The organism is Comamonas sp. JNW, from assembly GCF_003105075.1.
GTDB lineage: Bacteria > Pseudomonadota > Gammaproteobacteria > Burkholderiales > Burkholderiaceae_C > Comamonas > Comamonas squillarum.
In genome coordinates, this window is sequence record NZ_QETI01000006.1 from 162786 (window position 1) to 189343 (window position 26558).

A 26558-nucleotide genomic window follows, 5' to 3' on the forward strand; every position below is an offset into this window, starting at 1 on the left:
GCTGCTCAGGCAAAGCGGCCATGCAGAAACCAGGCGCCGCTGTTGGCGGACAAGCGGGTGTGGAAGATCCACAGCAAGCCGGCATGCGGGCTGTGGGCGACCCAGTAATCACGCAGCGCGGTGTGGGCGGTTTGGGTGATGGGGGCGGGTTGGGGCGGATCTTTGCGGTGATCGCTGTGATCGCTGCCGGGGGCCGCCTCATCGATGTGGGTGTCGCCATCCGAGTCGGCCGCCGGCAAAAAACCAGGGCTGCGGTGCCACCAGCCGCCTTCGATGCGCTGCGGGCCCAGCAGCAGCTGCAAGGGGCCGTGGTAGAGCGGCCGGCTCTGGCTGTCCTGCAGCAGTTGCAGGGGGGTGGGCAGCAAGAAGCTGGGCTGCGCAAGGGGCGGCACATGCAGCGGTGCATGCAGCCGTGAATGGGGCTGTGCAGCGGGCGGGGCGGCCTTGGCCTTGCCGGCTGGCTGCGCGGGCAGCCACTGCACCTGCCACTCGGGGCGGTGGTCGGGCCGCAGCAGCGGGCGCTGCACCTGGTCTTCGCCCAGGCGGGCGGTGATGCGTTCGAGCACCTGCTCCAGGCTTTCGCCATCGGCGGTTTTGTCGGGCAGCAGGCTGGCACTGCGCTCTTGCAACGCTTCGGGGGCATCGGCATGCAGGCGCAGCTCGCCGACAGGGGCTTGCAGCTGCACATGGGCCAGGTGCTCTTGCAGCAGGCGGCACAGGTGCTGCAGATCGCGCGTGGTGCTGGCGGTGTGGATGGTCAGCTCGCCGCCATCGCCTACATGGCGGGAGCGCATCGCATCATGGCACCAGCACAGCCGAAAGCTGCGTACGCCCGCCCGCTGCGCCGCCAGCCAGCCGCACAGCTGCAGCAGCAGCTGGCGCGCGCCGTGCATCAGCGCATCGGCCTGGTCGATGCGCATGGGCAGCTCCAGCCGGGCATCAAAGCGGGCGGGCAACTGGATCCAGGGGTAGCGGTCGGGCAGCAGGCCATGGGCCTGGTCAAGGGCTTTCAGGATGTCCGTATCCATGCGCCGGGCCAGCGCGCCCCGGGGCAGCGCATGCACGGCGCCCAGGCTCTGGCAGCCCAGCTGGCTCAGCAGCTCGGCATGGCGGGCCACTGCATCGATGGCCTGCAAGGGCAGGGGCGCCAGCACCTGGGGCAGCGGCTGGCCCATGCCGTGGCGGATGCTGCAGCGCGCCAGCGCAATGGCCGCCAGGCTGGTGGGGGCCCAGCTGATGGCCTGCACGCCCAGCTGCCGGCTCTCGCGCAACAGGCGCCGGGCCAGTTGCTGGCGGCCGCCAAACAGGCGTTCGCTGGCCGAGAGCTCCAGCACCAGGGCATCGCCAAACACACTGTCCGAGGGCACGCAGGCCAGGCGCGGCGTGAACTGCTGCGCCCACAGTGCCAGGCCTTGCATCTGGGCCGTGGGCGTGGCGGGCGCGGCTGGGGTGGCCTCAGTGCTGCAGGCTGGACTGGGGCGCGCGCTGGCGGCGGGGTGGGGGAGTTGGGGCAGCAGGGCGGCCCAGATCGCTGTCATGGTCTGGCAAGAGGATGGCTCGGGTCGAGGTGGTGGAAGGAAGGGTGGCTGGCTGCGGCACGGTGCCGGGCCACAGGCGCGCGGGCAGCACGGCTTGCAGGCTGGGCGGCACGGCGGGCAGCTCCAGCGTGCCCTCGTGCACAGGGCCCCGGCGTTTGAGCAGCTCCAGCTGCAGCGACCAGGGCTGGCTGCTGCGCACCAAGAGGCGCAGTGGCGCCGCCGAGGCCTGGTGCCGGCTGCTCTCGGGCCGGAACACAAACACCAGGCCTTCAAACTGCTGGGCGCTGATCTGCAGGCGGCGTATCTGCTCGGGCTGCACCTGGGGCAGCCAGGCCAGCAGGGCGGCTGCGGCATTGGCCCGGAGCAGCTGCTCCAGCGCCCAGAGCTGGTCTTGCGGGCGGCTGCCGTGGATCCAGACCAGCTGCCCAGGCGCCAGGCCGCTTTGCGCCAGCCCGCTGGCATGGGGCGGCAGCGGCGGGCCCAGTGCGATGACAGGTTTGTGCGCTGGGCACTGCTGCAGGGCCATGCCGGTCAGGCGCCATTCCAAGGTGCCCGCCTGGGGCTGCAGCACCTCCGTCAGGCCCTGGCTGGGCCAGCCTTTGCCAGGCAGCTCGGCATCCAGCGCATCCCACCCAGTGGGGATGCCCGCCATCGGCGCGCGCACCAGGTGGTCGCCGCGCCAGAGCTGGGCGGCCACCGTGGGCGGCAGGGACAGGGCATCGAGTTTAGGCATGGCAAATAACTGTATATATGTACAGTATAAGAGCTTGCGCGGCTGCGATGTGTAACAAGCGACGGGCAAGCAGCGGGCGACTGGGCTGGAAAGTGAGTGTCTGCCTTTCAAAACAACCCATTGCAGCTTTGTTTTGAAGCGGGCAGCCAGCCGGGTAAGATCGCGGTACATGCAAATACCAGAACCCCACGACTCTGCCGACCGCCCCGCGCCGCCGTCTTCTGCCGCCTCTGCGCGGCGTATGGCCGTGGTCGATGGTGTGGCGGTAGACGGCCTGGCGCCGGTGCCGCACCTGGAGCGCAAGGCCGGGGCATTGCTGCTGTTTACCTTGCTGCTGATCCTGGGCTCGGCCTTCTACCTGATGTATGCGCGCGGCGTGTTTGAGCCCAAGCAGTCGCTGATCCTGACGGCCGATGACTCCGAAGGCGTCTCCATTGGGCTGGACATGACCTTCTCCGGCTTTGCGATCGGCAAGGTCAGCAAGATCGAGCTGGCGCCCGATGGCACGGTGCGCATCCATGTGGATGTGCCCGAGAAAGATGCACACTGGCTGCGTAGCAGCAGCGTGTTCACCTTGGTCAAGGGCCTGGTGGGCGGCACGACGATCAAGGCCTACTCGGGCATTCTGGACGACCCGCAGCTGGAGGACGGCGCTGTGCGCGCGGTGCTGTCGGGCGATGCGACGGCCGAGCTACCCCAGCTGATGAGCAATGCCCGCCAGCTGCTGGAGAACCTGAACATGATGACCTCCGCTGGCTCGGCCTTGGGCGGCACCCTGGAGCAGCTGCGTGTCCTGAGCACCAAGCTCAACGGCCCCAGCGGCGCGCTGGGCGTGGTCATGGGTGGGGATGCCGAGGCACGCAAGATATCGCAGACCCTGGACCGCACCAACCAGCTGCTGGCGCGGCTGGACGGCCTGGCCAAGAATGCCGACAAGCAGGTGTTTGGGGCCGATGGCGTGATGCCCGAAGTGCGCGCCACGGTGCAGCAGCTCAATGCCGTGCTCGGCGATGTGCGCGGCAGCCTGAAGAAGGTGGATGCGGTGCTGGTGGAGGCCCAGGCCGTGGGCGCCAATGCCAAGGACGCCACCAACCAGCTGGGTGATTTGCGTGCCGATGTAGAGGCCAATCTGCGCAAGGTGGAAGGCATGCTGACCGAGCTGAACCGCAAATGGCCGTTTGCCAAAAAGGATGCCGAGGTGCGACTGCCATGAGCGCAGCTATTGCCATCACCACCCGCCTGGCCGCCGCACTGCTGGCTGCCGCTGTGCTGGGCGGCTGCGCCAGCGGCAAGAAGGCGCCCGACTGGGCGATCAACGAACAAGGCGCTGCCGAGCGCGCGACCGATGCCTACCTGTCGGGCAACAGCCGGGTGGCCGATGCCGAATGGCGGCGTGCACGCGATGAGGTAAGCCGCACGGCCCGGCCCGACTTGCTGGCCCGTTTGGAGCTGGCGCGCTGCGCTGCGCAGGTGGCTGCCTTGGATGCCGCCCCTTGCACAGGCTTTGAGGCCGTGGCCCAGGATGCCGCCGATGCCGAACAGGCCTATGCGCGCTATCTGAAGGGCCAGCTGGCTGCCGGGGATGTGGCGCTGCTGCCCAAGGCCCAGCAGGCGGTGGCGCCGCTGGCGCCTGCGCAGGCTGCCGCTGCGCTGGCGGCGATAGAGGACCCGCTCTCGCGCCTGGTCGCTGCCGGGGTGTTGGCGGTGCGCGGGCCGGTGCCGATGGCGGTCGTCACCCAGGCGGTGGACACCGCTTCGGCCCAGGGCTGGCGCCGTGCCGTGATGGCCTGGCTGATCAACCAGCAGCGCCTAGCGCGGGAGCTGGGCGATACGGCGCTTGCCGAGCAGGTGCAGCGCCGGCTGGATCTCCTGCAGGCAACGCAGAAATAAGACCGCAGGCGCTCTAAACGCTGCATCCACTCACACCGATTGACCAGTCGTCGTATCGGGCGCGGGCTCTGGCTGCGTGCCGGGGTAGGGGTGCTCGGGGTTGCCTGGGTAGGGGTGCACCGGCTCGCTTGGGTAGGGATGCTGCGGGTTGCCCGGGTAGGGATGCAAAGGGCTGGGCTCATACGTGCCCGGCTCACCAGGCGCCGGCTGGGGCTGGCCCGGGATAGGGGGCTGGGTATGCGATTGGCTGGGGTCGTAGGGCTGGGGCATGGTCGTTCTCCTGCTGCGGCATAGGCAGCGCATGCAAAAGCCCAGTGTTGCAAGCGCTATGGCTGCGCTGTGTAGGCCTGGGGAGCGCGCAAAGGTACGCGCATCGCCGTTACGCCCTGTGTAAAGCGGAACAAGCGGCAGCAAAGCGTTTTTCTGACAGGCAGCGCATTGCGCCAGGGCTAGGCTGAAAGCATTGACTCAGCCCTCGGAGAACCCCCATGCGCCATCTGCCCCCTGCAAACCTTGCGCTGGCTACACCACAAGCGCAAAAGCCAGTCCCCACCACCCCCAAGAAGCCCCAGCCCGGTGGTGGCGGCCCGCCTGCCGATGGTGATCCATCGCAGTAACCCCCATCCACCCTGAGCCACCCCGCCTCAACGCAGCACCCAAGGAGATTTGTGATGCCCCAAGGAGATAAATCCGCTTATACCGATAAGCAAAAACGCATGGCCCGCCATATCGAGAAAAGCTACGAGAAAAAAGGCGTGTCGGAAGACGAAGCCGCTGCACGCGCCTGGGCCACGGTGAACAAGGCTACCGGCGGCGGCAAGCGCTCCGGATCGGGCCGGGGCAAGGCCACAGGGCCGGGGTCGCAGCTCGCAGCCGCGCGCTCGGCAGCGGCCAGAAAAGCCGCAGCCAGCCGCAGCCCCGAAGCGCGCTCCGCATCGGCCAAAAAGGCGGCGGCTACCCGCAAGCGCAATGCCGCTGCCAAGAAAAACTGAGGATGTAAAACAGGCCAGCCACCGGGTGGTGTACTGGCCTGTTGCATTGCCCGTTTAGACGGGTTCCGGATCTTTCACCGGTGGTTCATGCCCAGGTTCCTCGATCGGCAAGGTGCTGTCCGGCGGATCAATGGGCTCGGGCTTGGGCAGATCCGGCGGCGGTGGCGCCACCGGCGGTTGAGGGGGCGTAGTAGGGGTTGGCATGGCGGCCTCCTTTCTGCCTTGTTTGTACTGCGCGCTGCGACGGCCGTATGTCGGACAAGCTTGTCAGCGGGTAAGCGCATGTAGGGCGGTCGAGATTGATGTAGCAGCGGTGTGCCGCTGCGGTATGTCGTTTCATTCTTTTAGAGTTCAAGATCCAAGGAGTTTCAGCATGAGCCCATCCACCAGCAAGTCCAAAAAGAGCGCCAGCAAGAAGCCTGCGGCAGAAAAGCGCTCGGTCGAGGAAGTGGTGGCTGCACAGCAGCGCATCCAGCATGCGCAAAGCCAAAATGACGCTCGGGCCAAGGCGTCCAAAAAAGCCAAGAGCAGCAAGGACGATAAAACCCGTAAAAAGACCGCACCCGGCCCCGGCCACGAGGTACCCACACCGCCGATGCCTGGCAAAAAGCTGGCCAAGCCCGGGCATGAGAAAGCGCTCGATCTGCAACCGCTCTACCTGGCAGACAACTACCGGGGCAGCGGCAAGCTCGAGGGCAAGACGGCGGTCATCACCGGCGGCGACTCGGGCATTGGCCGGGCGGTGGCCGTGCTGTTTGCCCGCGAGGGCGCGAATGTGGCGATCCTCTACCTCAATGAGCACGATGATGCGAAAGAAACCTGCCGCCTGATCGAGGACGAGGGCCAGCAGAGCCTGGCAATCTCCGGCAATGTGCAGGACCCGCAGTTTTGCGACAAGGCCGTCAAGCAGGTGCTGAAAAAATTTGGCGCGCTCAATGTGCTGGTCAACAATGCTGCGTTCCAGCAGCATGCGGCCGACATTGAGGACCTGAACACCGAGCGCCTCGACGAGACCTTTCGCACCAATATCTTTGGCTACTTCCACATGGTCAAGGCCGCCATTCCGTACCTGCAGCGGGGCGATGCGATTGTGAACACCGGCTCCGTTACCGGCCTGCGCGGCAGCAAGCAGCTGCTGGACTACTCTGCGACCAAGGGCGCCATCCATGCGTTTACCAAAGCGCTGGCGCAGAACCTGATGGAGCGGGGCATACGGGTGAATGCGGTGGCCCCGGGCCCGGTGTGGACACCGCTGAACCCGGCCGACAAAAACCCAGAGGACCTGCGCAAGTTTGGCGCTGACACGCAGATGGGCCGGCCCGCGCAGCCCGAAGAGCTGGCGCCCGCCTATGTGTTTTTGGCCTCCCAGGCCTGCTCCAGCTATATCTCCGGCATTGTGTTGCCAGTGACGGGGAGCGTCGGCGAATCCTGAGCGAAGGCTTGCGGATGCAGCGCTTTACATCGATCCCACGGAATGGGGTTGAAATGATAATGAGAATGCATTATCATTTTTGCTCTGTTGCTGTTTTGGAGAAGCTCTGCCATGCAAGTCCTGTCCTCGCTCAAAGAAGCCAAGAAGCGCCACCGTGATTGCCAGGTGGTCAAGCGCCGTGGCCGCATCTATGTGATCTGCAAGTCCAACCCGCGCTTCAAGGCGCGCCAGGGTGGGGCCAAGAACAAGCACAAGCGCTGACACCACGCGGGTATCTGCACGTGGTTGGGCAGGCTGGGTGGGTGCTCAGCGGGTGGTGTTGCCGTCCTCGGCCTGGCGGGCCTTGTCGGCCAGAATGTCGAACTCCTTGCGCAGCGCATCCAGCTCGTCTTCGTCCAGCTCTTCCAGTGAAAGCATGCGGTTGCGGGCGGGCTCGATCGCGCGAATGAGCTCATCTAGCTTGATCTGCATGGCCTCAGTATCGCTGTTCTGGGTGGACTGGATCAGGAACACCATCAGGAAGGTAACGATGGTGGTGCCGGTGTTGATCACCAGCTGCCAGGTGTCGTTGAAACCAAAGAATGGGCCGCTGAGGGCCCAGAGCACGATGACCGCCAGGGCACCGACAAAGCAGACGGGGTGGCCGCTGAACTTGGCAACCGAGCGGGCAATTTTGTTGAAAGGGGAATGGTGGGTCTTCACAGGAACTCCTTCGCTCAGGGCTGATGTCCAGCATAGAAGCAAAGGAGGCGGCCAGGTTGCCGCTGCAGATCAAGTGGCTGTAGGAGGGTGGCGGCATTCCTGCTGCAACCATTCACCAAAGCGCTGGTAGCTTTCCATGTCGCTGCGCCAGGTGGGGGCACAGAGGTAGTAGCCCAGCGGGCTTTCAAAGCGCTGGCCAAAGGGCTCTACCAGCTTGTGCGATGCCAGCGACTCCTGCAGCAGGCAACTGGGCACCAGCGCCACGCCCAAGCCGCCAATAGCGGCCTGGATGATGAGGGTAAAGAGGTTGAAGCCCGGGCCGATGCGTGCGCCTTCATAGGGGCCGGCATAGGCGGTGAACCAGTCGTCCCAGGAGGTGGGCAGCTCGATATGCTGCAGCAGGCTGCACTGCTTGAGGTCGTTGAAGTGCGCAATCGGGTGCTGCTGCAGGTAACTGGGCGAACACACGATGCTGGTCTCGCGCCCGATCAGGTACTGGGCATCGGCAATCGGCCAGTCGCCGTAGCCGTATTGGATGGAGGCATCGAAGCCATCGCCGGTCTCGGCGCTGTCGGTGGTGCTGTAGCGCACAAAGTGGATGGCGATGTGCGGATTGCTGGCGCGAAAGCTCTCCAGCCGGGGAAACAGCCAGTTGGCGGCAAAGGTGGGCGCGACCGACAGGCTGAGCAGGTGGGCGTTCTGCGCGGTGGAGATGACCTGGGTGGTGGCGCGTTCGAGCGACTCCATCGCCGGGCGCACGAGTTTGAGGTAGTTCTCGCCGATATGGGTCAGCGCCAAGCCATGGCTGCGGCGCATGAACAAGGGGTGGCCCAGGTAGGCCTCCAGGCCCGCGATGTGGCGGCTGATGGCGCTTTGCGTGACAAACAGCTCCTTGGCGGCCTTGGAAAACGACAGGTGCTGCGCCGACAGCAAAAAGGCATTCAGCTCTGAAATCGTGGGGCAGCGTCGGCGCATGGGGTATGAGCTCCACTCATGATGGTAGGAAGAATTGGCAGATGCATGACGTCATGTCATTGCCACATATTGTTGCAGCTTGGCTAGAGTTCGGGGCATTAGAGGCAACCATGGCGCTGTGAACGCCACAACCGATTATGCAATCCACCCTGATCCGCAATGCCAAGATTCTGGACACCCGGAATCTCGTATTGACTTCTACTCATACCATTTTGGTGCGCAACGGTCTGATCGAAAAGATCAGTGCCGAAGACTTCGAGGTGGCGGACGCCACCGTCATCGATGCCAAGGGGATGACCTTGATGCCCGGCCTGATCGACTGCCATGTGCACGTGATGGCCTCGGGCTTCAACCTGGGTGCGGTTGCCAATCTGCCCAATGCGCTGGCGCTGCTGCGCGCGCTGCCCATCATGAAGGGCATGATCGACCGGGGCTTTACCTCGGTGCGCGATGCCGGCGGTGCCGACTGGGCGCTGGCCGAAGGGGTGCGTACGCGCCAGGTGGCTGGCCCGCGCTTGTTCTGCGCTGGCAAGGCGCTGTCGCAAACTGGCGGCCATGGCGATTTCCGGGCGCGCAATGACACGCTCGACCCCTGCTCCTGCGCCTACAAGATCGGCAATATCGGCAAGGTGGTCGATGGCGTCGATGCCTGCCGCCTGGCGGTGCGCGAAGAGATTCTGAAGGGCGCCACCCAGATCAAGGTGATGGCCTCGGGCGGCGTGGCCTCGCCCAACGATCCGATCAACAACCTGGGCTTTTCGGTCTCGGAGCTGACCGCCATTGTGGAAGAGGCCCACAATGCGAACACCTATGTGATGGCCCATGCGTATACGCCCCAGGCCATCACCCGTGCCATCGAGTGCGGCGTGCGCACCATCGAGCACGGCAATCTGGTCGATGCACCCACCGCCAAGCTGATGCAGGAAAAGGGTGCCTACATGGTGCCGACCCTGATCACCTACGAAGGCCTGGCCAACGACGGCGCCAAGTACGGTCTGCCCGACGAATCGGTGCAAAAGATTGCCAAGGTGCGCACCAACGGCCTCAAGGCGCTGGAAGTGCTGGACGCCGCGGGCGTGAAGATGGGTTTTGGCAGCGACTTGCTGGGCGAGACGCACTACATGCAATCGGACGAGCTGGTGCTGCGCGCCAAGGTGCTGGGCCACGCCAAGGTGGTGCAACAAGCCACCCTGATCGGCGCCGAGATCCTGAACCACGAAGGCCTGCTGGGCGAAGTGGTGGAGAGTGCCTATGCGGACTTGCTGCTGGTCGACGGCAACCCGCTGGAAGATGTCTCGGTGCTGACCCAGCATGACGCGGCGATCAAGCTGATCATGCGCGACGGCTTCATCCACAAGAACGCCTGCTGATGGGCTTTGAGCGAGAACAACTATATGTATAACGCTTCCGAACGTCTGGAGCGGCTGCCTTTCAGCCGCTTCCATTTCACCTTGCTCATCATTGGCGGCCTGGGCTTGGCCTTTGAGGCGCTGGATGCGGGCATCATCGCCTTCATCCTGCCTTCGCTGCGCGAACAATGGGGTTTGACCGGCATTCAGTCAGGCTGGATTGCCAGCAGCACCTATGTCGGCTTCCTGGTGGGCGCGCTGCTGTCGGGCATGCTGGGCGACCGCTTTGGCCGCAAGGTCGTGATGATGTGGGCGCTGGTGCTGTTTTGCGTGGCCACCTTCATCAATGCCTTTGCCACCAACTTCCATGAGTTCTACATCCTGCGCATGATTGCCGGTGTGGGCATGGGCGCGGAGGGGGCGATCGTCGCGCCTTACCTGGCCGAGTTTGTCAGCAGCCGCTACCGGGGCCGCTTCACCGGTGCGCTGGCGGGCTTTTTTTCCTTTGGTTTTGTGATGTCGGCGCTGCTGGGGTATTTCATCGTGCCGATGAGCGACGACGGCTGGCGCTGGATCATGGTCATCGCCTCGGTGCCGGTGGTGTTCCTGCTGTGGATGCGCCGCGCGCTGTTCGAGTCGCCCCGTTGGCTCGAAGAGATGGGCCGCCATGACGAGGCCAGCCGCATCTGTACCGCCATTGAAGAGCAGGTCAAGCGCAGCAGTGGCAAGCCGCTGCCCGAGCCGGTGAAGATGAGCCTGGCTGCCAAGGCTGCCGATTCCGCCGTGCAAGGCGCCTGGGCCAAGCTGGCTACCTTGGTCAAGCCCCAGTACCTGCAAACCACCTTGGTGGTCTGGGTGTTCTGGATCACGGTGATGTTCTGCTACTACGCCTTCCTGGTCTGGATTCCGAGCCTGTTGGTGGCGCGCGGCTTTGCGGTGACCAAGAGCTTCTCCTTCACCATCCTGATCTATCTGGCGCAGATCCCCGGCTACTACTCGGCCGCCTACCTGAACGACAAGATCGGCCGCAAGTACACCATCCTGGCCTATATGCTGGTGTCCTGCCTGGCCGCGCTGGGCCTGGCCTTTGCCGGTGCGGACCAGGAGATCATCCTGCTGAGCATGCTGCTGTCCTTTGGCATGAATGGCGTGATTGCCGGCCAGTACACCTACACCTCGGAAATCTACCCGACCTCGATCCGTGCCACCGGCATGGGCACGGCCTCGGCGCTGGCGCGTATCGGCTCGATCGCCTCACCCACCATCGTGGGAGCGGCCTACCCGGTGCTGGGCTTTGGCGGCGTGTTTGCGCTGATGACGGGCGTGCTGTTTGTCGGCGGCATGGGCATCTTGCTGTTCGGCAAGAACACGCATGGCGTGTCCCTGGAAGGGATTCAGCAATGAGCACCACCCATGTCCTGGGCCGCCTGGCCCACACCCTGGGCCAGAGCAGCGATGCCGAGCGCCACTGGGCCGCGATTGCCGAGGCCTGCCAGCAGCTGTTTGGCTATGGCCTGCTGACCGGCCTGGTCTACCTGCAGCAGGAAAAGCTGATGCGCCGCATCTACTCGTCCAACGAGGACATCAGCCCGCTGGGCGGCTTCAAGGCCACCGGCAAGGGCCCCTGGTCGGGCCGGGTGCTGGACCAGGGCCTGCCCTATATCGGGCGGGATGAGGCCGACATCCGCACCGTGTTCTCCGAAGCCGAGGACCTGGTTGCCCGAGGCCTGCATGCGGTGCTGAATATTCCCGTCTGGTATGGCGGGGAGGTGCTGGGCTCCATCAATATCCTGGGCCCGCGCGGCGCCTACAACGCGGTGCCCGAGGCGCTGATCCACCTGGTGGCCGGTGTCTGCGTGCCGGCGCTGGCCTCGGCCCGCGAGACCGCGCGGGAAGCTGCGCGCGGCATTGACAGCGCCAGTCTGCAAAGCGTCTGAGCGTCTGGCTTGGTGTCACCAAAGCCCGCAAGGCCCCTGGTCCTGCGGGCTTTTTTGCGCCCAAGCAGCCCCTGGCGCCCCAAAGACATGCAGCGGCCTGCGCCCAGGTGCAACACCCTCTACAATCGCCGCCCATGGCTTCTAACAGTTCAGGGCTCTGGTCCTCGCCCGCCGTGCGCATGGGCGTGTCGATCAGCATTGCCACCGGTTTGTACGGCATTTCCTTTGGCGCGCTGGGCGTGGCAGCAGGCCTGACGGTCTGGCAGACCTGCGCCTTGAGCTTGCTGATGTTTACCGGCGGCTCGCAGTTTGCGTTTGTCGGCGTGGTCGCCGGTGGCGGTGCCGGGGCCGCAGCGCTGGGCGCAGCCAGCCTGCTGGGCGTGCGCAATGCGGTCTACGGCATGCAGATGGCCGCCTTGCTCGGCCCGCGCGGCCTGGCACGCCTGCTGTCGGCGCAGTTGACGATTGATGAATCGGCCGCCACCGCGCTGGGGCAGGCGGACAAGGACGAGCAAAAACGGGGCTTTTGGACCGCAGGGGTGGGCGTCTACCTGCTGTGGAACCTGTTCACCGCCGCGGGCGCCTTGCTGGGCAATGCCCTGGGCGACCCGGGGCGCTGGGGCCTGGACGGCGCAGCGGTGGCCGCCTTTATGGGCCTGCTGTGGCCGCGCCTGACGCACAAGGAGCCCATCGCGCTGGCGGTGGTCGCTGCCAGCATTGCGATGCTGGCGGTGCCCTGGGTGGCGCCGGGCGTGCCTATCTTGATTGCGGCGGTGGTGGGGGCCGCCTGGGGTTACGGCTCGCGCAGCAGCGGCACGGCCGGGCAGGGCGCGAGCGCGCAGGAGGCCGCACGATGAACGCGATGGCAGACGTGGGCAACCACTGGTGGATCTGGGTGCTGCTGGCCAGCGCCGTGACCTATGGCACCAAGCTGCTGGGCTACGGCGTGCCCGCGCACTGGCTGCGCCACCCGCGCATGGCCCGGGTGGCTGGTGCGCTGACGATTGCGCTGCTGGCGGCGCTGACCGCCATGAACACCCTCGTCAGCGGCCAGCAGCTGGTGCTCGATGCGCGCCTGGCGGCGATGGCCGTGGCCATCATCGCGCTGGCGCTGCGCGCGCCGTTTTTGCTGGTGGTGGTGCTGGGCGCGGCGGCATCGGCTTTGGTGCGGTTTTGGGCCTGAAAACTGAAAACTAGTTATTGGGTATAATTGCAGGGTTTTGCATGGTGCAAGACGCACGTCGCAAGCTTTTCCGGCTGCGGCGCAAGTAACCAGAATGCCAGCACAAGCCGGTGTTCCTTATAAGGAAAACACATGATCGCCGCATCTATCAAGGCCGAAGTTGTAAAGGCCAACGCACGTTCCGCTACCGATACGGGCAGCCCAGAAGTCCAAGTGGCTCTGCTGACCGCCCGCATCAACGAACTGACCCCTCACTTCAAGACGCACGCCAAGGACCACCACGGTCGTCGCGGCCTGCTGCGCATGGTGAGCCGTCGTCGTAAGCTGTTGGACTACCTCAAGTCCAAGGACGCTGACCGTTACACTGCACTGATCGCTAAGCTGGGCCTGCGTAAGTAAGCCCAGGGTGAGATGGAGACGCCTGAGTTAGTCCGCTAGCTCAGGCGTTTTTTACTTCAACGCCGCGCAAACAGAGCGAAGCTGTGTCATTCCAAGGGGGCTGAACCCCGGGTTCCAGGCCTTCAACCTCCCTGGAATGGCATCGTGTTCTGAATGCCGGCTCCTGCCGAGAACCGACAGGTTTTTGGCTGTTTAACCAGGAGCAATCTATGTCCATATTCAACAAAGTCACCAAGACTTTCCAGTGGGGCCAACACACGGTCACGATGGAAACCGGTGAAATCGCCCGCCAGGCTTCCGGCGCGGTGCTGGTCAACATCGACGACACCGTGGTGCTGGCGACGGTCGTGGGCTCCAAGATCGCCAAGGCCGGTCAGGACTTTTTCCCGCTGACCGTTGACTACATCGAGAAGACCTACGCTGCGGGCAAGATCCCCGGCAGCTTCTTCAAGCGCGAAGCCAAGCCGAGCGAGCTCGAGACGCTGACCAGCCGCCTGATCGACCGCCCGATCCGTCCGCTGTTCCCCGAAGGTTTCTACAACGACGTGCATGTGGTCATCCACACCATCTCGCTGAACCCTGAAGTGGATGCCGACATCGCTGCGATGATCGCTGTCTCCGCTGCACTGTCCATCTCGGGCATTCCTTTCAACGGCCCTATCGGTGCTGCCCGCGTGGGTTACATCAACGGCGAATACGTGCTCAACCCCGGCCAGACCCAGCGCAAGGATTCGCTGATGGATCTGGTGGTGGCGGGCACCGAAGCTGCTGTGCTGATGGTTGAATCCGAAGCCCAACAACTGCCTGAAGAAGTGATGCTGGGTGCTGTGGTCTATGGCCACGAGCAAGGCCAGGTCGCGATCAACGCCATCCACGAGCTGGTGCGCGAAGCGGGCAAGCCCGCATGGGACTGGGCCGCGCCTGCCAAGGACGAAGCACTGATCGCCAAGGTCGGCGAGCTGGGCGATGCCGCCCTGCGCGATGCATACCAACTGCGCAACAAGCAAGCCCGTACGCTGGCCTGCCGCCAGGCATACGCTGCTGTGAAGGCCGGTCTTGCCGAGCAAGGCGTGGCCTTTGACGGCGTCAAGGTCGATGGCATGCTGTTTGACATCGAAGCGCGCATCGTGCGCTCGCAGATTCTGGCCGGTGAGCCCCGTATCGACGGCCGCGACACCCGTACCGTGCGTCCTATCGAGATCCGTTCGTCCGTGCTACCCCGCACCCACGGCTCGGCCCTGTTCACCCGTGGTGAAACCCAGGCGCTGGTGATCTCCACCCTGGGCACCGAGCGTGATGCACAGCGCATCGACGCGCTGGCTGGCGAGTTTGAAGACCGCTTCCTGTTCCACTACAACATGCCTCCCTTTGCCACCGGCGAAGTGGGCCGCATGGGCTCGACCAAGCGCCGCGAAATCGGCCACGGCCGTCTGGCCAAGCGCGCTCTGGCCGCTTGCCTGCCTTCGAAGGAAGAGTTTCCCTACACCATCCGTGTGGTGTCGGAGATCACCGAATCGAACGGTTCCTCGTCGATGGCTTCGGTCTGCGGCGGCTGCCTGTCGATGATGGACGCCGGCGTGCCGATGAAGGCCCACGTGGCCGGTATCGCCATGGGTCTGATCAAGGAAGACAACAAGTTTGCCGTGCTGACCGACATCCTGGGTGACGAGGATCATCTGGGTGACATGGACTTCAAGGTAGCCGGTACCACCAACGGTATCACCGCGCTGCAGATGGACATCAAGATCCAGGGCATCACCAAGGAAATCATGCAAGTGGCGCTGGCGCAAGCCAAGGAAGCGCGCATGCACATCCTGGGCAAGATGCAAGAAGCGATGGGCGAAGCCAAGGCCGAAGTCTCGTCGTTCGCGCCCAAGCTCTACACGATGAAGATCAATCCCGAGAAGATCCGTGACGTGATCGGCAAGGGCGGCGCCACCATCCGTGCGCTGACCGAAGAGACCGGCACCCAGATCAACATCGAGGAAGATGGCACCATCACCATCGCCGCCACCGATGGCGCCAAGGCGGACGAAGCCAAGCGCCGCATCGAAGAGATCACCGCCGAAGTCGAAATCGGCAAGATTTACGAAGGCCCGATCGTCAAGATCCTGGAATTCGGTGCCCTGGTGAACCTGCTGCCCGGCAAGGACGGTCTGTTGCACATCAGCCAGATCGCCCACGAGCGCGTGGAAAAGGTGACCGACTACCTGAGCGAAGGCCAGGTCGTCAAGGTCAAGGTGCTGGAGACGGACGAAAAGGGCCGTGTCAAGCTGTCGATGAAGGCGCTGCTGGACCGTCCAGCCGGCATGGCCGAGCGTGAGCCACGCGAATCGCGTGAACCACGCGGCGATCGGGGTGACCGCGGCGACCGTGGTGATCGCGCTCCCCGCCAGCACCGCGAACCACGCGAGCCGCGCGTGGACGGTGATGCTGACCAGCAGCAGCAACAACAACAGCAATAATTTGCTGTGTGACGCACCCATGCGCCTGGCGCTGGGTGCGTTTTTCTGTTGAAAAGCGTGTGCCGATTGTGATTGGCTGAGGAAACAAGCGTGGACAAGATGCGTGCAGTCGAGATCACCGCCTTTGGTGATCCGCAGGTATTGAAGCTGGGAGAGCGTCCTGTGCCGCAGGCGGGGCAGGGCGAGCTGTGCATTCGCGTGGTCGCCAGTGGTGTAAACCGCCCCGATGTGGTCCAGCGCAAGGGCCATTACGCGCCGCCCCCGGGTGCTTCGGACCTGCCGGGTCTGGAAGTGGCCGGTGTGGTGGTGGCGGGAGACACGGCGGCCATGGCCGAGCAAGGTCTCAAGCTGGGTGACCGCGTGTGCGCGCTGGTGGCCGGTGGTGGCTATGCCGAGTACTGCGTGGCTCCCGTGGCCCAGTGTCTGCCGGTGCCCGAGGGCTTGTCGGATGTCGAGGCCGCTTGCCTGCCCGAGACCTTCTTCACGGTCTGGAGCAATGTGTTTGACCGGGGGGCGTTGCAAGCCGGTGAGACCTTGTTGATCCAGGGCGGCAGCAGCGGCATTGGTGTGACGGCGATCCAGCTGGCCAAGGCCTTTGGTGCCAAGGTGATCGTGACCGCAGGCTCCGATGAGAAATGCCAGGCTTGCCTTGCTTTGGGTGCCGACGAGGCCATCAACTACCGCAGCCAGGATTTTGTCGCCGAAGTGGCGCGCATCACCGCTGGCAAGGGTGTGGATGTGATTTTGGACATGGTGGCGGGCGACTATGTGGCCCGCGAGGTCGAGGCGCTGGCCGAAGATGGCCGCCTGGTCATCATTGCCGTGCAAGGCGGCATCAAGGCCGAGTTCAATGCCGGCTTGGTGCTGCGCCGCCGTCTGCAGATCACCGGCTCGACCCTGCGTCCGCGCCCGGTGGCCTTCAAGGCGGCGATTGCCCAGGCTTTGCAGGCCAAGGTCTGGCCACTGCTGGCAGCGGGCAAGGTGCGTCCCATCATCCACAGCCAATTCCCGGCCGCACACGCCAGCCAGGCCCATGCGCTGATGGAATCCAACCAACATATCGGCAAGATCGTGCTGACCTGGGATCAATTGTGAAAAAACTGATTGCTGGAAACTGGAAGATGAACGGCAGCCTGGCTGCCAATGAAGCCTTGCTGGCCGAGCTGCTGCAAGGCCTGGGTCAACCGGGCTGCGATGTGGCGGTGGCCGTGCCTGCCGTTTATGTGGGCCAGGTGCAGGCTTTGCTGCAAGGCTCGGCGATTGCGCTGGCCGCGCAGGATGTGTCGGCGCACGATGGCGGTGCCTACACTGGTGAAGTCTCGGCCCCGATGCTGCGTGACTTTGCGGTGCGCTACGCGCTGGTCGGCCACTCCGAGCGCCGCCAGTACCACGGCGAAACCGATGCGCTGGTGGCGACCAAGGCGCAAAAGGCCTTGGCCGCTGGCATCACGCCGATTGTCTGCGTGGGCGAGACGCTCGCTGAGCGCGAAGCTGGCCAGACCGAAGCGGTGGTCAAGCGCCAACTGGCGGCGGTGATCCATGCGGTGGGTGCTTGTGTGACGGAAATCGTCGTGGCCTATGAGCCGGTCTGGGCCATTGGCACGGGCAAGACGGCCAGCCCCGAGCAGGCGCAAGCCGTGCATGCTGTGTTGCGCGCGCAACTCGCAGCGGCCAGCACGCAGGCTGCCAAGGTGCCGGTGCTGTATGGTGGCAGCATGAATGCGGGCAACGCCGAGCAACTGCTCGCCCAGCCCGATATTGATGGTGGGCTGATCGGTGGCGCTTCGCTGAAGGCCCAGGACTTTCTGAAAATTATTGCTGCAGCTGCTTGAGGGCAAGCGGCTGCTGGCGACGACCAAGTTTGATAAAAGGGTAGATGATGGTAACGATTCTGTTGACGATTCAAATGCTGGCAGCACTGGTCATGATTGGCCTGGTGCTGGTGCAGCATGGCAAGGGTGCCGATGCGGGTGCTGCCTTTGGCAGCGGCAGCAGCGCGGGCAGCCTGTTCGGTGCTTCCGGTAGCGCCAACTTCCTCTCGCGCAGCACCGGTGTGCTGGCGGCGGTGTTCTTTGCCGCGACCTTGGCGCTGGCCTACCTGGGCAATGCACGCCCGACCTCGGCCGGTAGCGTGCTCGAAGGCCCTGCTGCGACGATCCCGCAGTCGAGCACTCCGGTGGATGCGACCATTCCTCCTGCGTCGACCCCTGCACCTGCCCCAGCCCCTGCGGCTCCCGCCGCTGGTGCGGATGCCTCGGTGCCTGCCGCTGGCGCTGCTGCGCCCGCTGCTGCACCGGCCGCACCTGCTGAGCCAGCACAGCCTGCAGGCAAATAACTCAACTATTTGAAAAGAATCCCTGAACTCAGGGTTTTTACAGAGTAGAATCTGAGTCTGTCTGGTGAGCAGATTGTTTCAAAAGCAATCGGTGCTTGCCAGGCAAGTCAAATCAGCCGTCGTGGTGAAATTGGTAGACACGCTATCTTGAGGGGGTAGTGGCGAAAGCTGTGCGAGTTCGAGTCTCGCCGACGGCACCAACACAATAAAAGGCCTGCCTGGGTCGCGTCTTGTGCTTACCTGGGTTGGCTCCTGCGGTGAGTAGACATCAAGATGAGCCTCGAACAATACCTCCCGGTCCTTTTGTTTATCCTGGTGGGAGCAGGCGTTGGCCTTGGCCCACTGGTCATAGGCTACATCCTCGGACCCAATCGCCCGAACGCGGCGAAAAACTCCCCTTACGAATGCGGCTTTGAGGCCTTTGAAGACGCGCGCATGAAATTCGATGTGCGCTACTACCTCGTCGCCATTCTTTTCATTCTCTTCGACTTGGAAATTGCGTTCCTCTTCCCATGGGCGGTTTCGCTGCATGAAGTGGGAATGCCTGGTTTTATCGCGGTTCTCGTGTTCTTGGCCATTCTGGTGGTGGGTTTCGCCTATGAATGGAAAAAGGGCGCGCTGACCTGGGAATAACCGGAAATCAAAAAGGTACACGATGATTGAAGGTGTGTTGGAGAAAGGCTTTGTCACCACGAGCTACGACTCGGTGGTGAACTGGGCCAAGACTGGGTCGATCTGGCCCATGACGTTTGGTTTGGCATGCTGCGCCGTCGAGATGATGCACGCGGCCGCTGCGCGTTATGACATTGGCCGCTTTGGCGCCGAAGTCTTCCGCGCCAGCCCGCGCCAGGCTGACTTGATGATTGTGGCTGGCACCCTGTGCAACAAGATGGCTCCGGCCATGCGCAAGGTGTACGACCAGATGGCCGAGCCGCGTTGGGTGATCTCGATGGGATCGTGCGCCAACGGTGGTGGTTACTACCACTACAGCTACTCGGTGGTGCGCGGTTGCGACCGCATTGTGCCGGTGGATGTGTATGTGCCAGGCTGCCCGCCCACGGCAGAAGCGCTGATCTACGGCATCATCCAGCTGCAGCAAAAAATCCGCCGCACCCACACGATCGCGCGCGCCTAGGAGTTGGAATGAGTGTAGAACTGATACAGCCTAGCGTGCTGCAAGAGACCATCGCCCGCGTGCTGGGCGACAAGGCGCGCTCGGTGACCCTGGCGCTGGGTGAAGTGACCGTGGAAGTCTCGGCCTCGAACTACCTGCAAGCCATGCAGCTGCTGCGCGATGCGCCCGAATGCAAGTTCGAGATGCTGATGGACCTGTGCGGCGTGGATTACTCCGCATACAAGGACGTGGGCACCGATGGCCCACGTTTTGCCGTGGTCTCGCACCTGTTGTCGATCAGCCTGAACCAGCGCCTGCGCGTGCGTGTGTTCTGCCAGGACGACGATTTCCCGGTGCTCGACACCCTCAGCCAGCTGTGGGCCTCGGCCAACTGGCTCGAGCGCGAAGCTTTTGACCTGTTCGGCATTGTCTTCGAAGGCCATGACGACCTGCGCCGCATCCTGACCGATTACGGCTTTATCGGTCACCCCTTCCGCAAGGATTTCCCGCTGACGGGCCATGTGGAGATGCGCTACGACGCCGAGCAGGCACGCGTGATCTACGAACCGGTGACGATCGAGCCGCGCGAGATCACGCCCCGCATTATTCGTGAAGACCATTACGGAGGCCTGCACTGAGGCGCTCTGACCTCACGATGAAGAACCATGGCTGAAATCAAAAACTACACACTCAACTTCGGTCCCCAGCATCCTGCAGCACACGGCGTGCTGCGTTTGGTGCTGGAGCTCGATGGTGAAGTGGTGCAACGCGCAGACCCGCATATCGGCCTGCTGCACCGCGCCACCGAGAAACTGGCGGAGAGCAAGACCTTCATCCAGTCGCTGCCCTATATGGACCGCCTGGATTACTGCTCGATGATGAGCAACGAGCACGCCTACTGCCTGGCTATCGAAAAGCTGCTGGGCCTGGAAGTGCCGATCCGCGCGCAATATATCCGCGTGATGTATTCCGAGATCACCCGCATCATGAACCACCTGATGTGGCTGGGCTCCTCGGGCAATGACGGCGGCAGCTCGACCATTCTGATCTACAGCTTCCGCGAACGTGAAGACCTGATGGACATGTACGAAGCCGTCTCCGGCGCGCGCATGCACGCGGCGTACTTCCGTCCGGGTGGCGTGTACCGCGATCTGCCAGAGAGCATGCCGCAGTACAAGGCCAGCAAGGTGCGCAATGCCAAGGCCATCGAGCAGATGAACCGCAACCGCCAGGGTTCGCTCATCGACTTCATCGATGACTTCACCGCGCGCTTCCCCAAGTGCGTGGACGAATACGAAACCCTGCTGACGGACAACCGCATCTGGAAGCAGCGCAATGTGGGCATCGGCGTGGTTGACATCGACCGCGCGATGAACCTGGGCCTGACCGGCCCGATGCTGCGCGGCTCGGGCCTGGCCTGGGACATGCGCAAGTCGCAGCCCTACGAAGTCTATGACCGCATGGATTTCGACATTCCGGTGGGCAAGACCGGCGACTGCTATGACCGCTACCTGGTGCGCATCGCCGAGATGCGCGAGTCCAACCGCATCATCAAGCAGTGCGTGGACTGGCTGCGTGCCAACCCCGGTCCGGTCATCACGGGCAACCACAAGGTGGCGCCTCCCGATCGCGAAGCCATGAAGTCCAACATGGAAGAGCTGATCCACCACTTCAAGCTGTTCACCGAAGGCTTCAAAGTGCCCGAGGGCGAGGCTTATGCATCGGTGGAGCACCCCAAGGGCGAGTTTGGCATCTACCTGATCAGCGACGGTGCCAACAAGCCTTACCGCCTGAAGATTCGTCCACCAGGATTTGTGCATCTCTCGGCGCTCGACGAAATGAGCCGTGGCCACATGCTGGCCGATGCCGTGATGGTGTTGAGCACCTTGGACATCGTGTTTGGAGACGTTGACCGATGATTACCGAAGCAACAAAAGCACGCTTTGCCCGCGAAGTTGCCAAGTATCCGGCAGAGCAGAAGCAGTCGGCCGTGATGGCTTGCCTGTCTATCGTGCAGCAGGAGCAGGGCTGGGTGAGCCAGGAGAGCGAGGCGGTGATCGCCGAGTACCTGGAGATGCCCGAGATCGCCGTGCATGAAGTGACCACCTTCTACAACATGTACAACCAGCACCCGGTGGGCAAGTACAAATTGAGCGTGTGCACCAACCTGCCTTGCCAGCTGCGTCGCGGCCGCGAGGCGCTCAAGCACCTGGAAGACAAGCTGGGCATCAAGATGGGGGATACCACCGCCGATGGCGTGTTCACCATCGAGCAATCGGAATGCCTGGGCGCCTGCGCCGATGCACCGGTGCTGCTGGTCAATGACCGCCACATGTGCAGCTTCATGGACAACGAAAAGCTGGACCAGCTGATGACCGGCTTGCGCGCAGCGGAGGACACCAAGTGACGACAGCCGCTCAAATTCTGTCGCAGTTCCAGGCCACCGGCGTGGAAACCTGCTTCCACGACCGCCATATCGAGCCCCAGATCTATGCAGGTCTGGATGGCACGAACTGGTCGATCAAGGACTACGAGGCGCGCGGTGGCTACCAGGCCCTGCGCAAGCTGCTGGGCAAGGACGGTGGCGAGGGCCTGACCCAGGACCAGGTCATTGCCACGATGAAAGAGTCGGGCCTGCGCGGCCGCGGCGGCGCTGGCTTCCCCACCGGTCTGAAGTGGAGCTTCATGCCCCGCAACTTCCCCGGCCAAAAGCACCTGGTGTGCAATTCGGACGAGGGCGAGCCTGGCACCTGCAAGGACCGCGACATCCTGATGTTCAACCCGCACATCGTGATCGAAGGCATGGCCATCGCCGCGTATGCGATGGGCATCTCGCTGGGCTACAACTACATCCACGGCGAAATCTTCCAGGTCTACGAACGCTTTGAAGCGGCGCTGGAAGAGGCGCGTGCGGCAGGCTACCTGGGTGACAACATCCTGGGCAGCAGCTTCAGCTTCGAGCTGCATGCGCACCATGGTTTTGGCGCCTACATCTGCGGCGAAGAAACCGCTTTGCTCGAATCGCTCGAAGGCAAGAAGGGCCAGCCCCGCTTCAAGCCGCCATTCCCGGCCAGCTTTGGTCTGTATGGCAAGCCCACGACGATCAACAACACCGAAACCTTTGCGGCCGTTCCCTGGATCATCCGCAACGGTGGCCAGGCCTACCTGGAATGCGGCAAGCCCAACAACGGCGGCACCAAGATCTTCTCGGTCAGCGGTGACGTGAACAAGCCCGGCAACTACGAAGTGCCAATGGGTACGCCGTTCTCCACCTTGCTCGAGCTCGCCGGCGGTGTGCGCACCGGCCGCAAGCTCAAGGCCGTGATCCCTGGCGGATCGTCGGCCCCTGTGCTGCCAGCGGACATCATGATGGCCTGCACGATGGACTATGACTCCATCTCCAAGGCCGGCTCGATGCTGGGCTCGGGCGCCGTCATCGTGATGGACGACTCGCGCGACATGGTCGAGAGCCTGCTGCGCCTGTCCTACTTCTACCAGCACGAGTCCTGCGGACAGTGCACCCCTTGCCGCGAAGGCACGGGCTGGCTGTGGCGCATGGTCGACCGCATCCAGCACGGCCACGGCCGCGCCGAGGATCTGGACAAGCTGGACTCGGTAGCCGGCAACATCATGGGGCGCACGATTTGCGCATTGGGCGATGCGGCAGCGATGCCGGTGCGCGCAATGATCAAGCATTTCCGCCATGAATTCGAAGCAAAGATCAACGCTGCTGAAAAGCAGACCGCTGCTTCTTCCTGATCGCGAGTGAGCATATGGTTGAAATTGAAATAGACGGTCAGAAGGTCGAGGTCGCGGAAGGCAGCATGGTCATGCACGCGGCCGATGCGGCGGGCAAGTACATCCCTCACTTCTGCTACCACAAGAAACTGTCGATCGCGGCGAACTGCCGTATGTGCCTGGTGGACGTCGAGAAGGCGCCCAAGGCGATGCCTGCCTGCGCCACGCCCGTGACGCAAGGCATGATTGTGCGCACCACCTCGGACAAGGCGGTCAAGGCCCAGCAATCGGTGATGGAGTTCCTGCTCATCAACCACCCGCTGGATTGCCCGATCTGCGACCAGGGCGGTGAATGCCAGTTGCAGGACTTGGCTGTGGGCTATGGTGCCAGCAGCTCGCGCTACGAAGAAGAAAAGCGCGTGGTCTTCCACAAGAATGTGGGCCCGCTGATCTCGATGGAAGAGATGAGCCGTTGCATCCACTGCACCCGCTGCGTGCGCTTCGGTCAAGAAGTCGCAGGCATCATGGAGCTGGGCATGGTCAACCGCGGCGAGCACGCCGAGATCACCACCGTGGTGGGCGATACGGTGGACTCGGAGCTGTCGGGCAACATGATCGACATCTGCCCCGTGGGTGCACTCACGAGCAAGCCTTTCCGCTACAGCGCCCGTACCTGGGAGCTGTCGCGCCGCAAGTCGGTCTCGCCCCATGACTCCACCGGTGCCAACTTGATCGTTCAGGTCAAGAACAACAAGGTGATGCGCGTGGTGCCGTTCGAGAACGACGCCGTCAACGAATGCTGGATTGCCGACCGCGACCGCTTCTCCTACGAAGCGCTCAACGGTGAAGAGCGCCTGACCGCGCCGATGATCAAGCAAGGCGGCCAGTGGCTCGAAGTGAGCTGGCAAGCTGCGCTGGAATACGTGGCCAATGGCATCAAGAGCGTGCAACGCGACCATGGCGCGAGCGCCGTGGGTGCGCTGGTCAGCCCGCACAGCACGCTCGAAGAGCTGTTCCTGGCCGGCGAGCTGGTGCGCTCGCTGGGCAGCCAGAACGTCGACTACCGTCTGCGCAACGCCGATTTTGCCAAGGCAGAAGGCGTGCGCTGGCTGGGCCGCTCGATCGCCTCGCTGTCGGACCTGAACACGGCCTTGATCGTGGGCTCGAACGTGCGCAAGGAGCATCCGCTGTTCGCCCAACGTATCCGCCAGGCCGCCCGCAAGGGCGCGGTGGTGACCGCCATCCAGTCCAAGGCTTTTGATCTGGCGATTCCGCTGGCCCACCAGGTGATCACACCTGCTGCGCAGTGGGCCTACGCGCTGTCCTCCGTGGCAGCGGCCCTCGCCCAGTCCAAGGGTGTGGAAGCGCCGAACAACGCCGGTACCGTGACGCCCGAGTCCATCGAGATTGCCCGCGCGCTGCAAAACGGCGAGCAAAAGGCCATCCTGCTGGGCAATGCCGTGGCGCACCATGCACAAGCGAGCACCTTGCTGTCGATCGCCAACTGGATTGGCGCGCAGACGGGAGCTACCGTCGGCTTCCTGACCGAAGCGGCCAACACCGTGGGTGCGCAATGGGTGGGTGCCGTGCCCCAGGCCCATGGCATGCACGCTGGCGAGATGCTCGCCGGTGGCATCAAGGCCGCGATCTTGCTCAACTGCGAACCCGCGTTCGACACGGCCGCTGGCAGCCAGGCGCTGCAAGGCTGCGAGATGGTGGTGAGCCTGAGCCCGTTCAAGGCCAACATGGACATCGCCGATGTGCTGCTGCCGATCGCGCCGTTCACCGAGACCTCGGGCTCGTTCGTGAATGCCGAAGGCCTTGTGCAGAGCTTCCACGCCGTGGTCAAGCCGCTGGGCGATACCCGTCCGGGCTGGAAGGTGCTGCGCGTGCTGGGCAATCTGCTGGACGTCGCAGGCATGGCCTTTGACTCTTCGCAGGACGTGCTGGCCGTGGCGACGGGCTCGCAAGGCCAGGTGCCTGCCGAGCTGCTGTCCAACAGCACCAAGACCAACATGGCCGTGTCGGCGCCTGCAGGCCAGGAGCCGGTGGTGGCCAGCATCTACCAACTCGATGGCATCGTGCGTCGCGCGCCGTCGTTGCAAATGACGGCGGATGCCCGCCAATCCTCGGAGGTGGTGGCAGCATGATCGACGCAATCTACAACGGCGGTCTGACCCTGATCGCGGCAGAGTGGTGGGCGACCCTGGTCTGGCCCGTGATCTGGAACCTGATCAAGATCCTGTGCATCGTCTTGCCTTTGATGGGCGCAGTGGCTTACCTGACCCTGTGGGAGCGCAAGCTCCTGGGCTTCATGCAAGTGCGTTACGGCCCCAACCGGGTCGGCCCTTTTGGTCTGCTCCAGCCTCTGGCCGACGGCCTTAAGCTGATGACCAAGGAAATCATCACGCCGACGGCGGCAAGCTCGGGCCTGTACCGCCTGGGCCCGATCATGGCCATCATGCCTGCGCTGGCAGCCTGGGTGGTCATCCCCTTCGGTCCCGATGTGGCGCTGGCCAATGTGAACGTGGGCCTGCTGCTGGTCATGGCGATTACCTCGATCGAAGTCTATGGCGTGATCATCGCCGGCTGGGCATCGAACTCCAAGTACGCTTTCCTGGGCGCGCTGCGCGCATCGGCCCAGATGGTGAGCTATGAAATCGCGATGGGCTTTTGCTTCCTGGTGGTGATCATGGTCACCGGCAGCATGAACCTGACCGAGATCGTGCTGGCCCAGGGCAAGGGCATGATGGCATCGTCGGGTGCCAGCATCCTGTCGTGGAACTGGCTGCCGCTGCTGCCGATGTTCATCGTCTACCTGATCTCGGCCGTGGCCGAAACCAACCGCCACCCCTTTGACGTCGTCGAAGGCGAAGCGGAAATCGTGGCCGGTCACATGGTGGAATATTCGGGCATGGGCTTTGCCGTGTTCTTCCTGGCCGAGTACGCGAGCATGTGGCTGGTGTCGATCCTGGCCGTGATCATGTTCCTGGGCGGCTGGCTGCCACCATTCGATTTCCTGTCCTTCATCCCGGGCTGGATCTGGCTGGCTGCCAAGACGTTCCTGGTGGTGTCGATGTTCATCTGGATTCGCGCTACTTTCCCACGTTTCCGCTATGACCAGATCATGCGTCTGGGCTGGAAGATTTTCATCCCCGTCACCCTGGTGTACCTGGTCTTTGTCGGCGGCTGGTTGCTGTCGCCATGGAACATCTGGAAATAAGCGGAGGAATACAACATGACTACTGCAGTTTCTCCCCGCTCTTTCTCGGTGAAGGATTTCTTCAAGAGCTTCATGCTCTGGGAATTGATGAAGGGCATGGCCCTGACCGGTCGCTACACGTTTGCGCGCAAGATCACGGTCCAGTTCCCCGAAGAGAAGACGCCGCTGTCGCCCCGTTTCCGTGGCCTGCACGCGCTGCGCCGCTACGAAAACGGCGAAGAGCGTTGCATTGCCTGCAAGCTGTGCGAAGCCGTCTGCCCTGCGATGGCGATCACGATCGAGTCCGATGTGCGTGATGACGGCTCGCGCCGCACCACCCGCTACGACATCGATCTGACCAAGTGCATTTTCTGTGGCTTCTGTGAAGAAAGCTGCCCCGTTGACTCCATCGTGGAAACCCAGATTCTGGAATACCACGGAGAAAAGCGCGGCGACCTGTACTTCACCAAGGAAATGCTGCTGGCCGTGGGCGACCGTTACGAACCTGAAATTGCTGCAGCCAAGGCTGCGGACGCAAAGTACCGCTGACGCGGCACTTGGAGACTGATCGAAA

At 63.4% G+C, this 26558-nt stretch carries 31 protein-coding genes and 1 tRNA gene; 26 read left to right on the forward strand and 6 right to left on the reverse strand.

Annotation, left to right across the window (positions count from 1 at the left end; genetic code table 11):
- Window positions 1-5: 5 nt before the first annotated feature.
- On the reverse strand, window positions 6-1538 hold the full coding sequence (locus DCO45_RS11075) for a DNA polymerase Y family protein (protein WP_243419318.1): 1533 nt from the start codon (window positions 1536-1538) through the stop codon (window positions 6-8).
- Window positions 1456-2271, reverse strand: coding sequence for a translesion DNA synthesis-associated protein ImuA (gene imuA, locus DCO45_RS11080; RefSeq protein ID WP_165841177.1), 816 nt, complete (start codon window positions 2269-2271; stop codon window positions 1456-1458). The genes DCO45_RS11075 and imuA overlap by 83 nt, the downstream gene beginning before the upstream one ends.
- A 241-nt stretch (window positions 2272-2512) precedes the next feature.
- Between imuA and DCO45_RS11085 the strand changes: the two genes are divergently transcribed.
- Together DCO45_RS11085 and DCO45_RS11090 are read left to right on the forward strand one after the other, a co-directional pair.
- Window positions 2513-3484 (forward strand): MlaD family protein, encoded by a 972-nt coding sequence (locus DCO45_RS11085; protein ID WP_116925892.1) that lies wholly within the window; start codon window positions 2513-2515, stop codon window positions 3482-3484.
- Window positions 3481-4161 carry a hypothetical protein gene (locus DCO45_RS11090; RefSeq protein WP_116925893.1) on the forward strand — a complete coding sequence of 227 codons (681 nt, stop codon included), beginning with the start codon at window positions 3481-3483 and terminating at the stop codon, window positions 4159-4161. The genes DCO45_RS11085 and DCO45_RS11090 overlap by 4 nt, the downstream gene beginning before the upstream one ends.
- Before the next feature lie 30 nt (window positions 4162-4191).
- Here DCO45_RS11090 and DCO45_RS11095 read toward each other — a convergent pair whose 3' ends face one another.
- Complete coding sequence (locus DCO45_RS11095; RefSeq protein ID WP_116925894.1) at window positions 4192-4431, reverse strand: hypothetical protein; 240 nt, start codon at window positions 4429-4431, stop codon at window positions 4192-4194.
- A gap of 218 nt (window positions 4432-4649) precedes the next feature.
- Here DCO45_RS11095 and DCO45_RS23360 point away from each other — a divergent pair, with 218 nt between their 5' ends.
- Together DCO45_RS23360 and DCO45_RS11100 are read left to right on the forward strand one after the other, a co-directional pair.
- Window positions 4650-4778 carry a hypothetical protein gene (locus tag DCO45_RS23360; protein ID WP_260719959.1) on the forward strand — a complete coding sequence of 43 codons (129 nt, stop codon included), beginning with the start codon at window positions 4650-4652 and terminating at the stop codon, window positions 4776-4778.
- A 54-nt stretch (window positions 4779-4832) separates the two neighbouring features.
- Entirely contained in the window at window positions 4833-5153 is a 321-nt protein-coding gene (locus DCO45_RS11100) for a plasmid stabilization protein (protein WP_116925895.1), read from the forward strand.
- Between the two features lie 54 nt (window positions 5154-5207).
- On the opposite strand, the gene DCO45_RS22945 is transcribed toward DCO45_RS11100, so the two are convergent.
- Window positions 5208-5357: a hypothetical protein gene (locus DCO45_RS22945; protein WP_165841178.1), complete on the reverse strand. Its 150-nt coding sequence runs from the start codon at window positions 5355-5357 to the stop codon at window positions 5208-5210.
- Between the two features lie 169 nt (window positions 5358-5526).
- On the opposite strand from DCO45_RS22945, the gene DCO45_RS11105 reads away from it, so the two are divergent.
- Entirely contained in the window at window positions 5527-6585 is a 1059-nt protein-coding gene (locus DCO45_RS11105) for an SDR family oxidoreductase (protein ID WP_116925896.1), read from the forward strand.
- A 111-nt stretch (window positions 6586-6696) separates the two neighbouring features.
- On the forward strand, window positions 6697-6846 hold the full coding sequence (gene ykgO, locus DCO45_RS11110; protein WP_116925897.1) for a type B 50S ribosomal protein L36: 150 nt from the start codon (window positions 6697-6699) through the stop codon (window positions 6844-6846).
- A 45-nt stretch (window positions 6847-6891) separates the two neighbouring features.
- Here the strand turns inward: ykgO and DCO45_RS11115 are convergent, their stop codons facing one another.
- Both DCO45_RS11115 and DCO45_RS11120 read right to left on the reverse strand, forming a co-directional pair.
- On the reverse strand, window positions 6892-7287 hold the full coding sequence (locus DCO45_RS11115) for a low affinity iron permease family protein (protein WP_116925898.1): 396 nt from the start codon (window positions 7285-7287) through the stop codon (window positions 6892-6894).
- Window positions 7288-7356: 69 nt separating this feature from the next.
- The gene (locus DCO45_RS11120; RefSeq protein ID WP_232539399.1) at window positions 7357-8262 is read right to left on the reverse strand and encodes a LysR substrate-binding domain-containing protein; all 906 of its coding nucleotides are present in this window, start codon (window positions 8260-8262) and stop codon (window positions 7357-7359) included.
- A 137-nt stretch (window positions 8263-8399) separates the two neighbouring features.
- Between DCO45_RS11120 and DCO45_RS11125 the strand changes: the two genes are divergently transcribed.
- The 20 genes from DCO45_RS11125 (at window position 8400) to nuoI (ending at window position 26533) form a co-directional block, all read left to right on the forward strand.
- Window positions 8400-9632 carry an amidohydrolase family protein gene (locus DCO45_RS11125; protein ID WP_116925899.1) on the forward strand — a complete coding sequence of 411 codons (1233 nt, stop codon included), beginning with the start codon at window positions 8400-8402 and terminating at the stop codon, window positions 9630-9632.
- Between the two features lie 24 nt (window positions 9633-9656).
- Complete coding sequence (locus tag DCO45_RS11130; RefSeq protein ID WP_116926004.1) at window positions 9657-11015, forward strand: MFS transporter; 1359 nt, start codon at window positions 9657-9659, stop codon at window positions 11013-11015.
- Entirely contained in the window at window positions 11012-11548 is a 537-nt protein-coding gene (locus DCO45_RS11135; protein ID WP_116925900.1) for a GAF domain-containing protein, read from the forward strand. Before DCO45_RS11130 ends, DCO45_RS11135 begins: the two co-directional genes overlap by 4 nt.
- Window positions 11549-11682: 134 nt before the next feature.
- Window positions 11683-12405 (forward strand): AzlC family ABC transporter permease, encoded by a 723-nt coding sequence (locus tag DCO45_RS11140; RefSeq protein ID WP_116925901.1) that lies wholly within the window; start codon window positions 11683-11685, stop codon window positions 12403-12405.
- On the forward strand, window positions 12402-12731 hold the full coding sequence (locus DCO45_RS11145) for an AzlD domain-containing protein (protein ID WP_243419319.1): 330 nt from the start codon (window positions 12402-12404) through the stop codon (window positions 12729-12731). The genes DCO45_RS11140 and DCO45_RS11145 overlap by 4 nt, the downstream gene beginning before the upstream one ends.
- Before the next feature lie 132 nt (window positions 12732-12863).
- Window positions 12864-13130, forward strand: a complete 267-nt coding sequence (rpsO, locus tag DCO45_RS11150; RefSeq protein ID WP_116925902.1) for a 30S ribosomal protein S15 — start codon at window positions 12864-12866, stop codon at window positions 13128-13130.
- 209 nt (window positions 13131-13339) lie between these two features.
- A complete protein-coding gene (pnp, locus tag DCO45_RS11155; RefSeq protein WP_116925903.1) occupies window positions 13340-15595 on the forward strand; it encodes a polyribonucleotide nucleotidyltransferase in 2256 nt (751 codons plus the stop codon).
- Between the two features lie 99 nt (window positions 15596-15694).
- Window positions 15695-16690 carry an NAD(P)H-quinone oxidoreductase gene (locus DCO45_RS11160; RefSeq protein ID WP_116926006.1) on the forward strand — a complete coding sequence of 332 codons (996 nt, stop codon included), beginning with the start codon at window positions 15695-15697 and terminating at the stop codon, window positions 16688-16690.
- On the forward strand, window positions 16684-17427 hold the full coding sequence (gene tpiA, locus DCO45_RS11165; RefSeq protein ID WP_116926007.1) for a triose-phosphate isomerase: 744 nt from the start codon (window positions 16684-16686) through the stop codon (window positions 17425-17427). Before DCO45_RS11160 ends, tpiA begins: the two co-directional genes overlap by 7 nt.
- A gap of 44 nt (window positions 17428-17471) precedes the next feature.
- On the forward strand, window positions 17472-17930 hold the full coding sequence (gene secG / locus DCO45_RS11170; RefSeq protein ID WP_116925904.1) for a preprotein translocase subunit SecG: 459 nt from the start codon (window positions 17472-17474) through the stop codon (window positions 17928-17930).
- Between the two features lie 115 nt (window positions 17931-18045).
- Window positions 18046-18130, forward strand: a tRNA-Leu gene (locus DCO45_RS11175).
- A 73-nt stretch (window positions 18131-18203) separates the two neighbouring features.
- Window positions 18204-18563, forward strand: a complete 360-nt coding sequence (locus tag DCO45_RS11180) for an NADH-quinone oxidoreductase subunit A (protein WP_021028557.1) — start codon at window positions 18204-18206, stop codon at window positions 18561-18563.
- Window positions 18564-18585: 22 nt separating this feature from the next.
- Entirely contained in the window at window positions 18586-19065 is a 480-nt protein-coding gene (locus DCO45_RS11185; RefSeq protein ID WP_021028558.1) for an NADH-quinone oxidoreductase subunit B, read from the forward strand.
- Between the two features lie 8 nt (window positions 19066-19073).
- A complete protein-coding gene (locus DCO45_RS11190; RefSeq protein ID WP_116925905.1) occupies window positions 19074-19682 on the forward strand; it encodes an NADH-quinone oxidoreductase subunit C in 609 nt (202 codons plus the stop codon).
- Between the two features lie 27 nt (window positions 19683-19709).
- A complete protein-coding gene (locus DCO45_RS11195) occupies window positions 19710-20963 on the forward strand; it encodes an NADH-quinone oxidoreductase subunit D (RefSeq protein WP_116925906.1) in 1254 nt (417 codons plus the stop codon).
- Complete coding sequence (nuoE, locus tag DCO45_RS11200; RefSeq protein ID WP_116925907.1) at window positions 20960-21451, forward strand: NADH-quinone oxidoreductase subunit NuoE; 492 nt, start codon at window positions 20960-20962, stop codon at window positions 21449-21451. The genes DCO45_RS11195 and nuoE overlap by 4 nt, the downstream gene beginning before the upstream one ends.
- The gene (gene nuoF, locus DCO45_RS11205) at window positions 21448-22803 is read left to right on the forward strand and encodes an NADH-quinone oxidoreductase subunit NuoF (RefSeq protein ID WP_021028562.1); all 1356 of its coding nucleotides are present in this window, start codon (window positions 21448-21450) and stop codon (window positions 22801-22803) included. The genes nuoE and nuoF overlap by 4 nt, the downstream gene beginning before the upstream one ends.
- Window positions 22804-22817: 14 nt before the next feature.
- On the forward strand, window positions 22818-24932 hold the full coding sequence (gene nuoG / locus DCO45_RS11210; RefSeq protein WP_116925908.1) for an NADH-quinone oxidoreductase subunit NuoG: 2115 nt from the start codon (window positions 22818-22820) through the stop codon (window positions 24930-24932).
- Window positions 24929-26005, forward strand: coding sequence for an NADH-quinone oxidoreductase subunit NuoH (gene nuoH / locus DCO45_RS11215; RefSeq protein WP_116925909.1), 1077 nt, complete (start codon window positions 24929-24931; stop codon window positions 26003-26005). The genes nuoG and nuoH overlap by 4 nt, the downstream gene beginning before the upstream one ends.
- 15 nt (window positions 26006-26020) lie before the next feature.
- On the forward strand, window positions 26021-26533 hold the full coding sequence (nuoI, locus tag DCO45_RS11220) for an NADH-quinone oxidoreductase subunit NuoI (protein WP_021028565.1): 513 nt from the start codon (window positions 26021-26023) through the stop codon (window positions 26531-26533).
- The last annotated feature ends 25 nt before the right edge of the window (window positions 26534-26558 follow it).

Bases quoted from the DNA above. Each gene is read 5' to 3' on its own strand.
- DCO45_RS11075 (WP_243419318.1), bottom strand. From the start codon at position 1,538: ATGACAGCGATCTGGGCCGCCCTGCTGCCCCAACTCCCCCACCCCGCC.
- imuA (WP_165841177.1), bottom strand. From the start codon at position 2,271: ATGCCTAAACTCGATGCCCTGTCCCTGCCGCCCACGGTGGCCGCCCAG.
- DCO45_RS11085 (WP_116925892.1), top strand. From the start codon at position 2,513: ATGGCCGTGGTCGATGGTGTGGCGGTAGACGGCCTGGCGCCGGTGCCG.
- DCO45_RS11090 (WP_116925893.1), top strand. From the start codon at position 3,481: ATGAGCGCAGCTATTGCCATCACCACCCGCCTGGCCGCCGCACTGCTG.
- DCO45_RS11095 (WP_116925894.1), bottom strand. From the start codon at position 4,431: ATGCCCCAGCCCTACGACCCCAGCCAATCGCATACCCAGCCCCCTATC.
- DCO45_RS23360 (WP_260719959.1), top strand. From the start codon at position 4,650: ATGCGCCATCTGCCCCCTGCAAACCTTGCGCTGGCTACACCACAAGCG.
- DCO45_RS11100 (WP_116925895.1), top strand. From the start codon at position 4,833: ATGCCCCAAGGAGATAAATCCGCTTATACCGATAAGCAAAAACGCATG.
- DCO45_RS22945 (WP_165841178.1), bottom strand. From the start codon at position 5,357: ATGCCAACCCCTACTACGCCCCCTCAACCGCCGGTGGCGCCACCGCCG.
- DCO45_RS11105 (WP_116925896.1), top strand. From the start codon at position 5,527: ATGAGCCCATCCACCAGCAAGTCCAAAAAGAGCGCCAGCAAGAAGCCT.
- ykgO (WP_116925897.1), top strand. From the start codon at position 6,697: ATGCAAGTCCTGTCCTCGCTCAAAGAAGCCAAGAAGCGCCACCGTGAT.
- DCO45_RS11120 (WP_232539399.1), bottom strand. From the start codon at position 8,262: ATGCGCCGACGCTGCCCCACGATTTCAGAGCTGAATGCCTTTTTGCTG.
- DCO45_RS11125 (WP_116925899.1), top strand. From the start codon at position 8,400: ATGCAATCCACCCTGATCCGCAATGCCAAGATTCTGGACACCCGGAAT.
- DCO45_RS11130 (WP_116926004.1), top strand. From the start codon at position 9,657: ATGTATAACGCTTCCGAACGTCTGGAGCGGCTGCCTTTCAGCCGCTTC.
- DCO45_RS11135 (WP_116925900.1), top strand. From the start codon at position 11,012: ATGAGCACCACCCATGTCCTGGGCCGCCTGGCCCACACCCTGGGCCAG.
- DCO45_RS11140 (WP_116925901.1), top strand. From the start codon at position 11,683: ATGGCTTCTAACAGTTCAGGGCTCTGGTCCTCGCCCGCCGTGCGCATG.
- DCO45_RS11145 (WP_243419319.1), top strand. From the start codon at position 12,402: ATGAACGCGATGGCAGACGTGGGCAACCACTGGTGGATCTGGGTGCTG.
- rpsO (WP_116925902.1), top strand. From the start codon at position 12,864: ATGATCGCCGCATCTATCAAGGCCGAAGTTGTAAAGGCCAACGCACGT.
- pnp (WP_116925903.1), top strand. From the start codon at position 13,340: ATGTCCATATTCAACAAAGTCACCAAGACTTTCCAGTGGGGCCAACAC.
- DCO45_RS11160 (WP_116926006.1), top strand. From the start codon at position 15,695: ATGCGTGCAGTCGAGATCACCGCCTTTGGTGATCCGCAGGTATTGAAG.
- secG (WP_116925904.1), top strand. From the start codon at position 17,472: ATGATGGTAACGATTCTGTTGACGATTCAAATGCTGGCAGCACTGGTC.
- DCO45_RS11180 (WP_021028557.1), top strand. From the start codon at position 18,204: ATGAGCCTCGAACAATACCTCCCGGTCCTTTTGTTTATCCTGGTGGGA.
- DCO45_RS11185 (WP_021028558.1), top strand. From the start codon at position 18,586: ATGATTGAAGGTGTGTTGGAGAAAGGCTTTGTCACCACGAGCTACGAC.
- DCO45_RS11190 (WP_116925905.1), top strand. From the start codon at position 19,074: ATGAGTGTAGAACTGATACAGCCTAGCGTGCTGCAAGAGACCATCGCC.
- DCO45_RS11195 (WP_116925906.1), top strand. From the start codon at position 19,710: ATGGCTGAAATCAAAAACTACACACTCAACTTCGGTCCCCAGCATCCT.
- nuoE (WP_116925907.1), top strand. From the start codon at position 20,960: ATGATTACCGAAGCAACAAAAGCACGCTTTGCCCGCGAAGTTGCCAAG.
- nuoG (WP_116925908.1), top strand. From the start codon at position 22,818: ATGGTTGAAATTGAAATAGACGGTCAGAAGGTCGAGGTCGCGGAAGGC.
- nuoH (WP_116925909.1), top strand. From the start codon at position 24,929: ATGATCGACGCAATCTACAACGGCGGTCTGACCCTGATCGCGGCAGAG.
- nuoI (WP_021028565.1), top strand. From the start codon at position 26,021: ATGACTACTGCAGTTTCTCCCCGCTCTTTCTCGGTGAAGGATTTCTTC.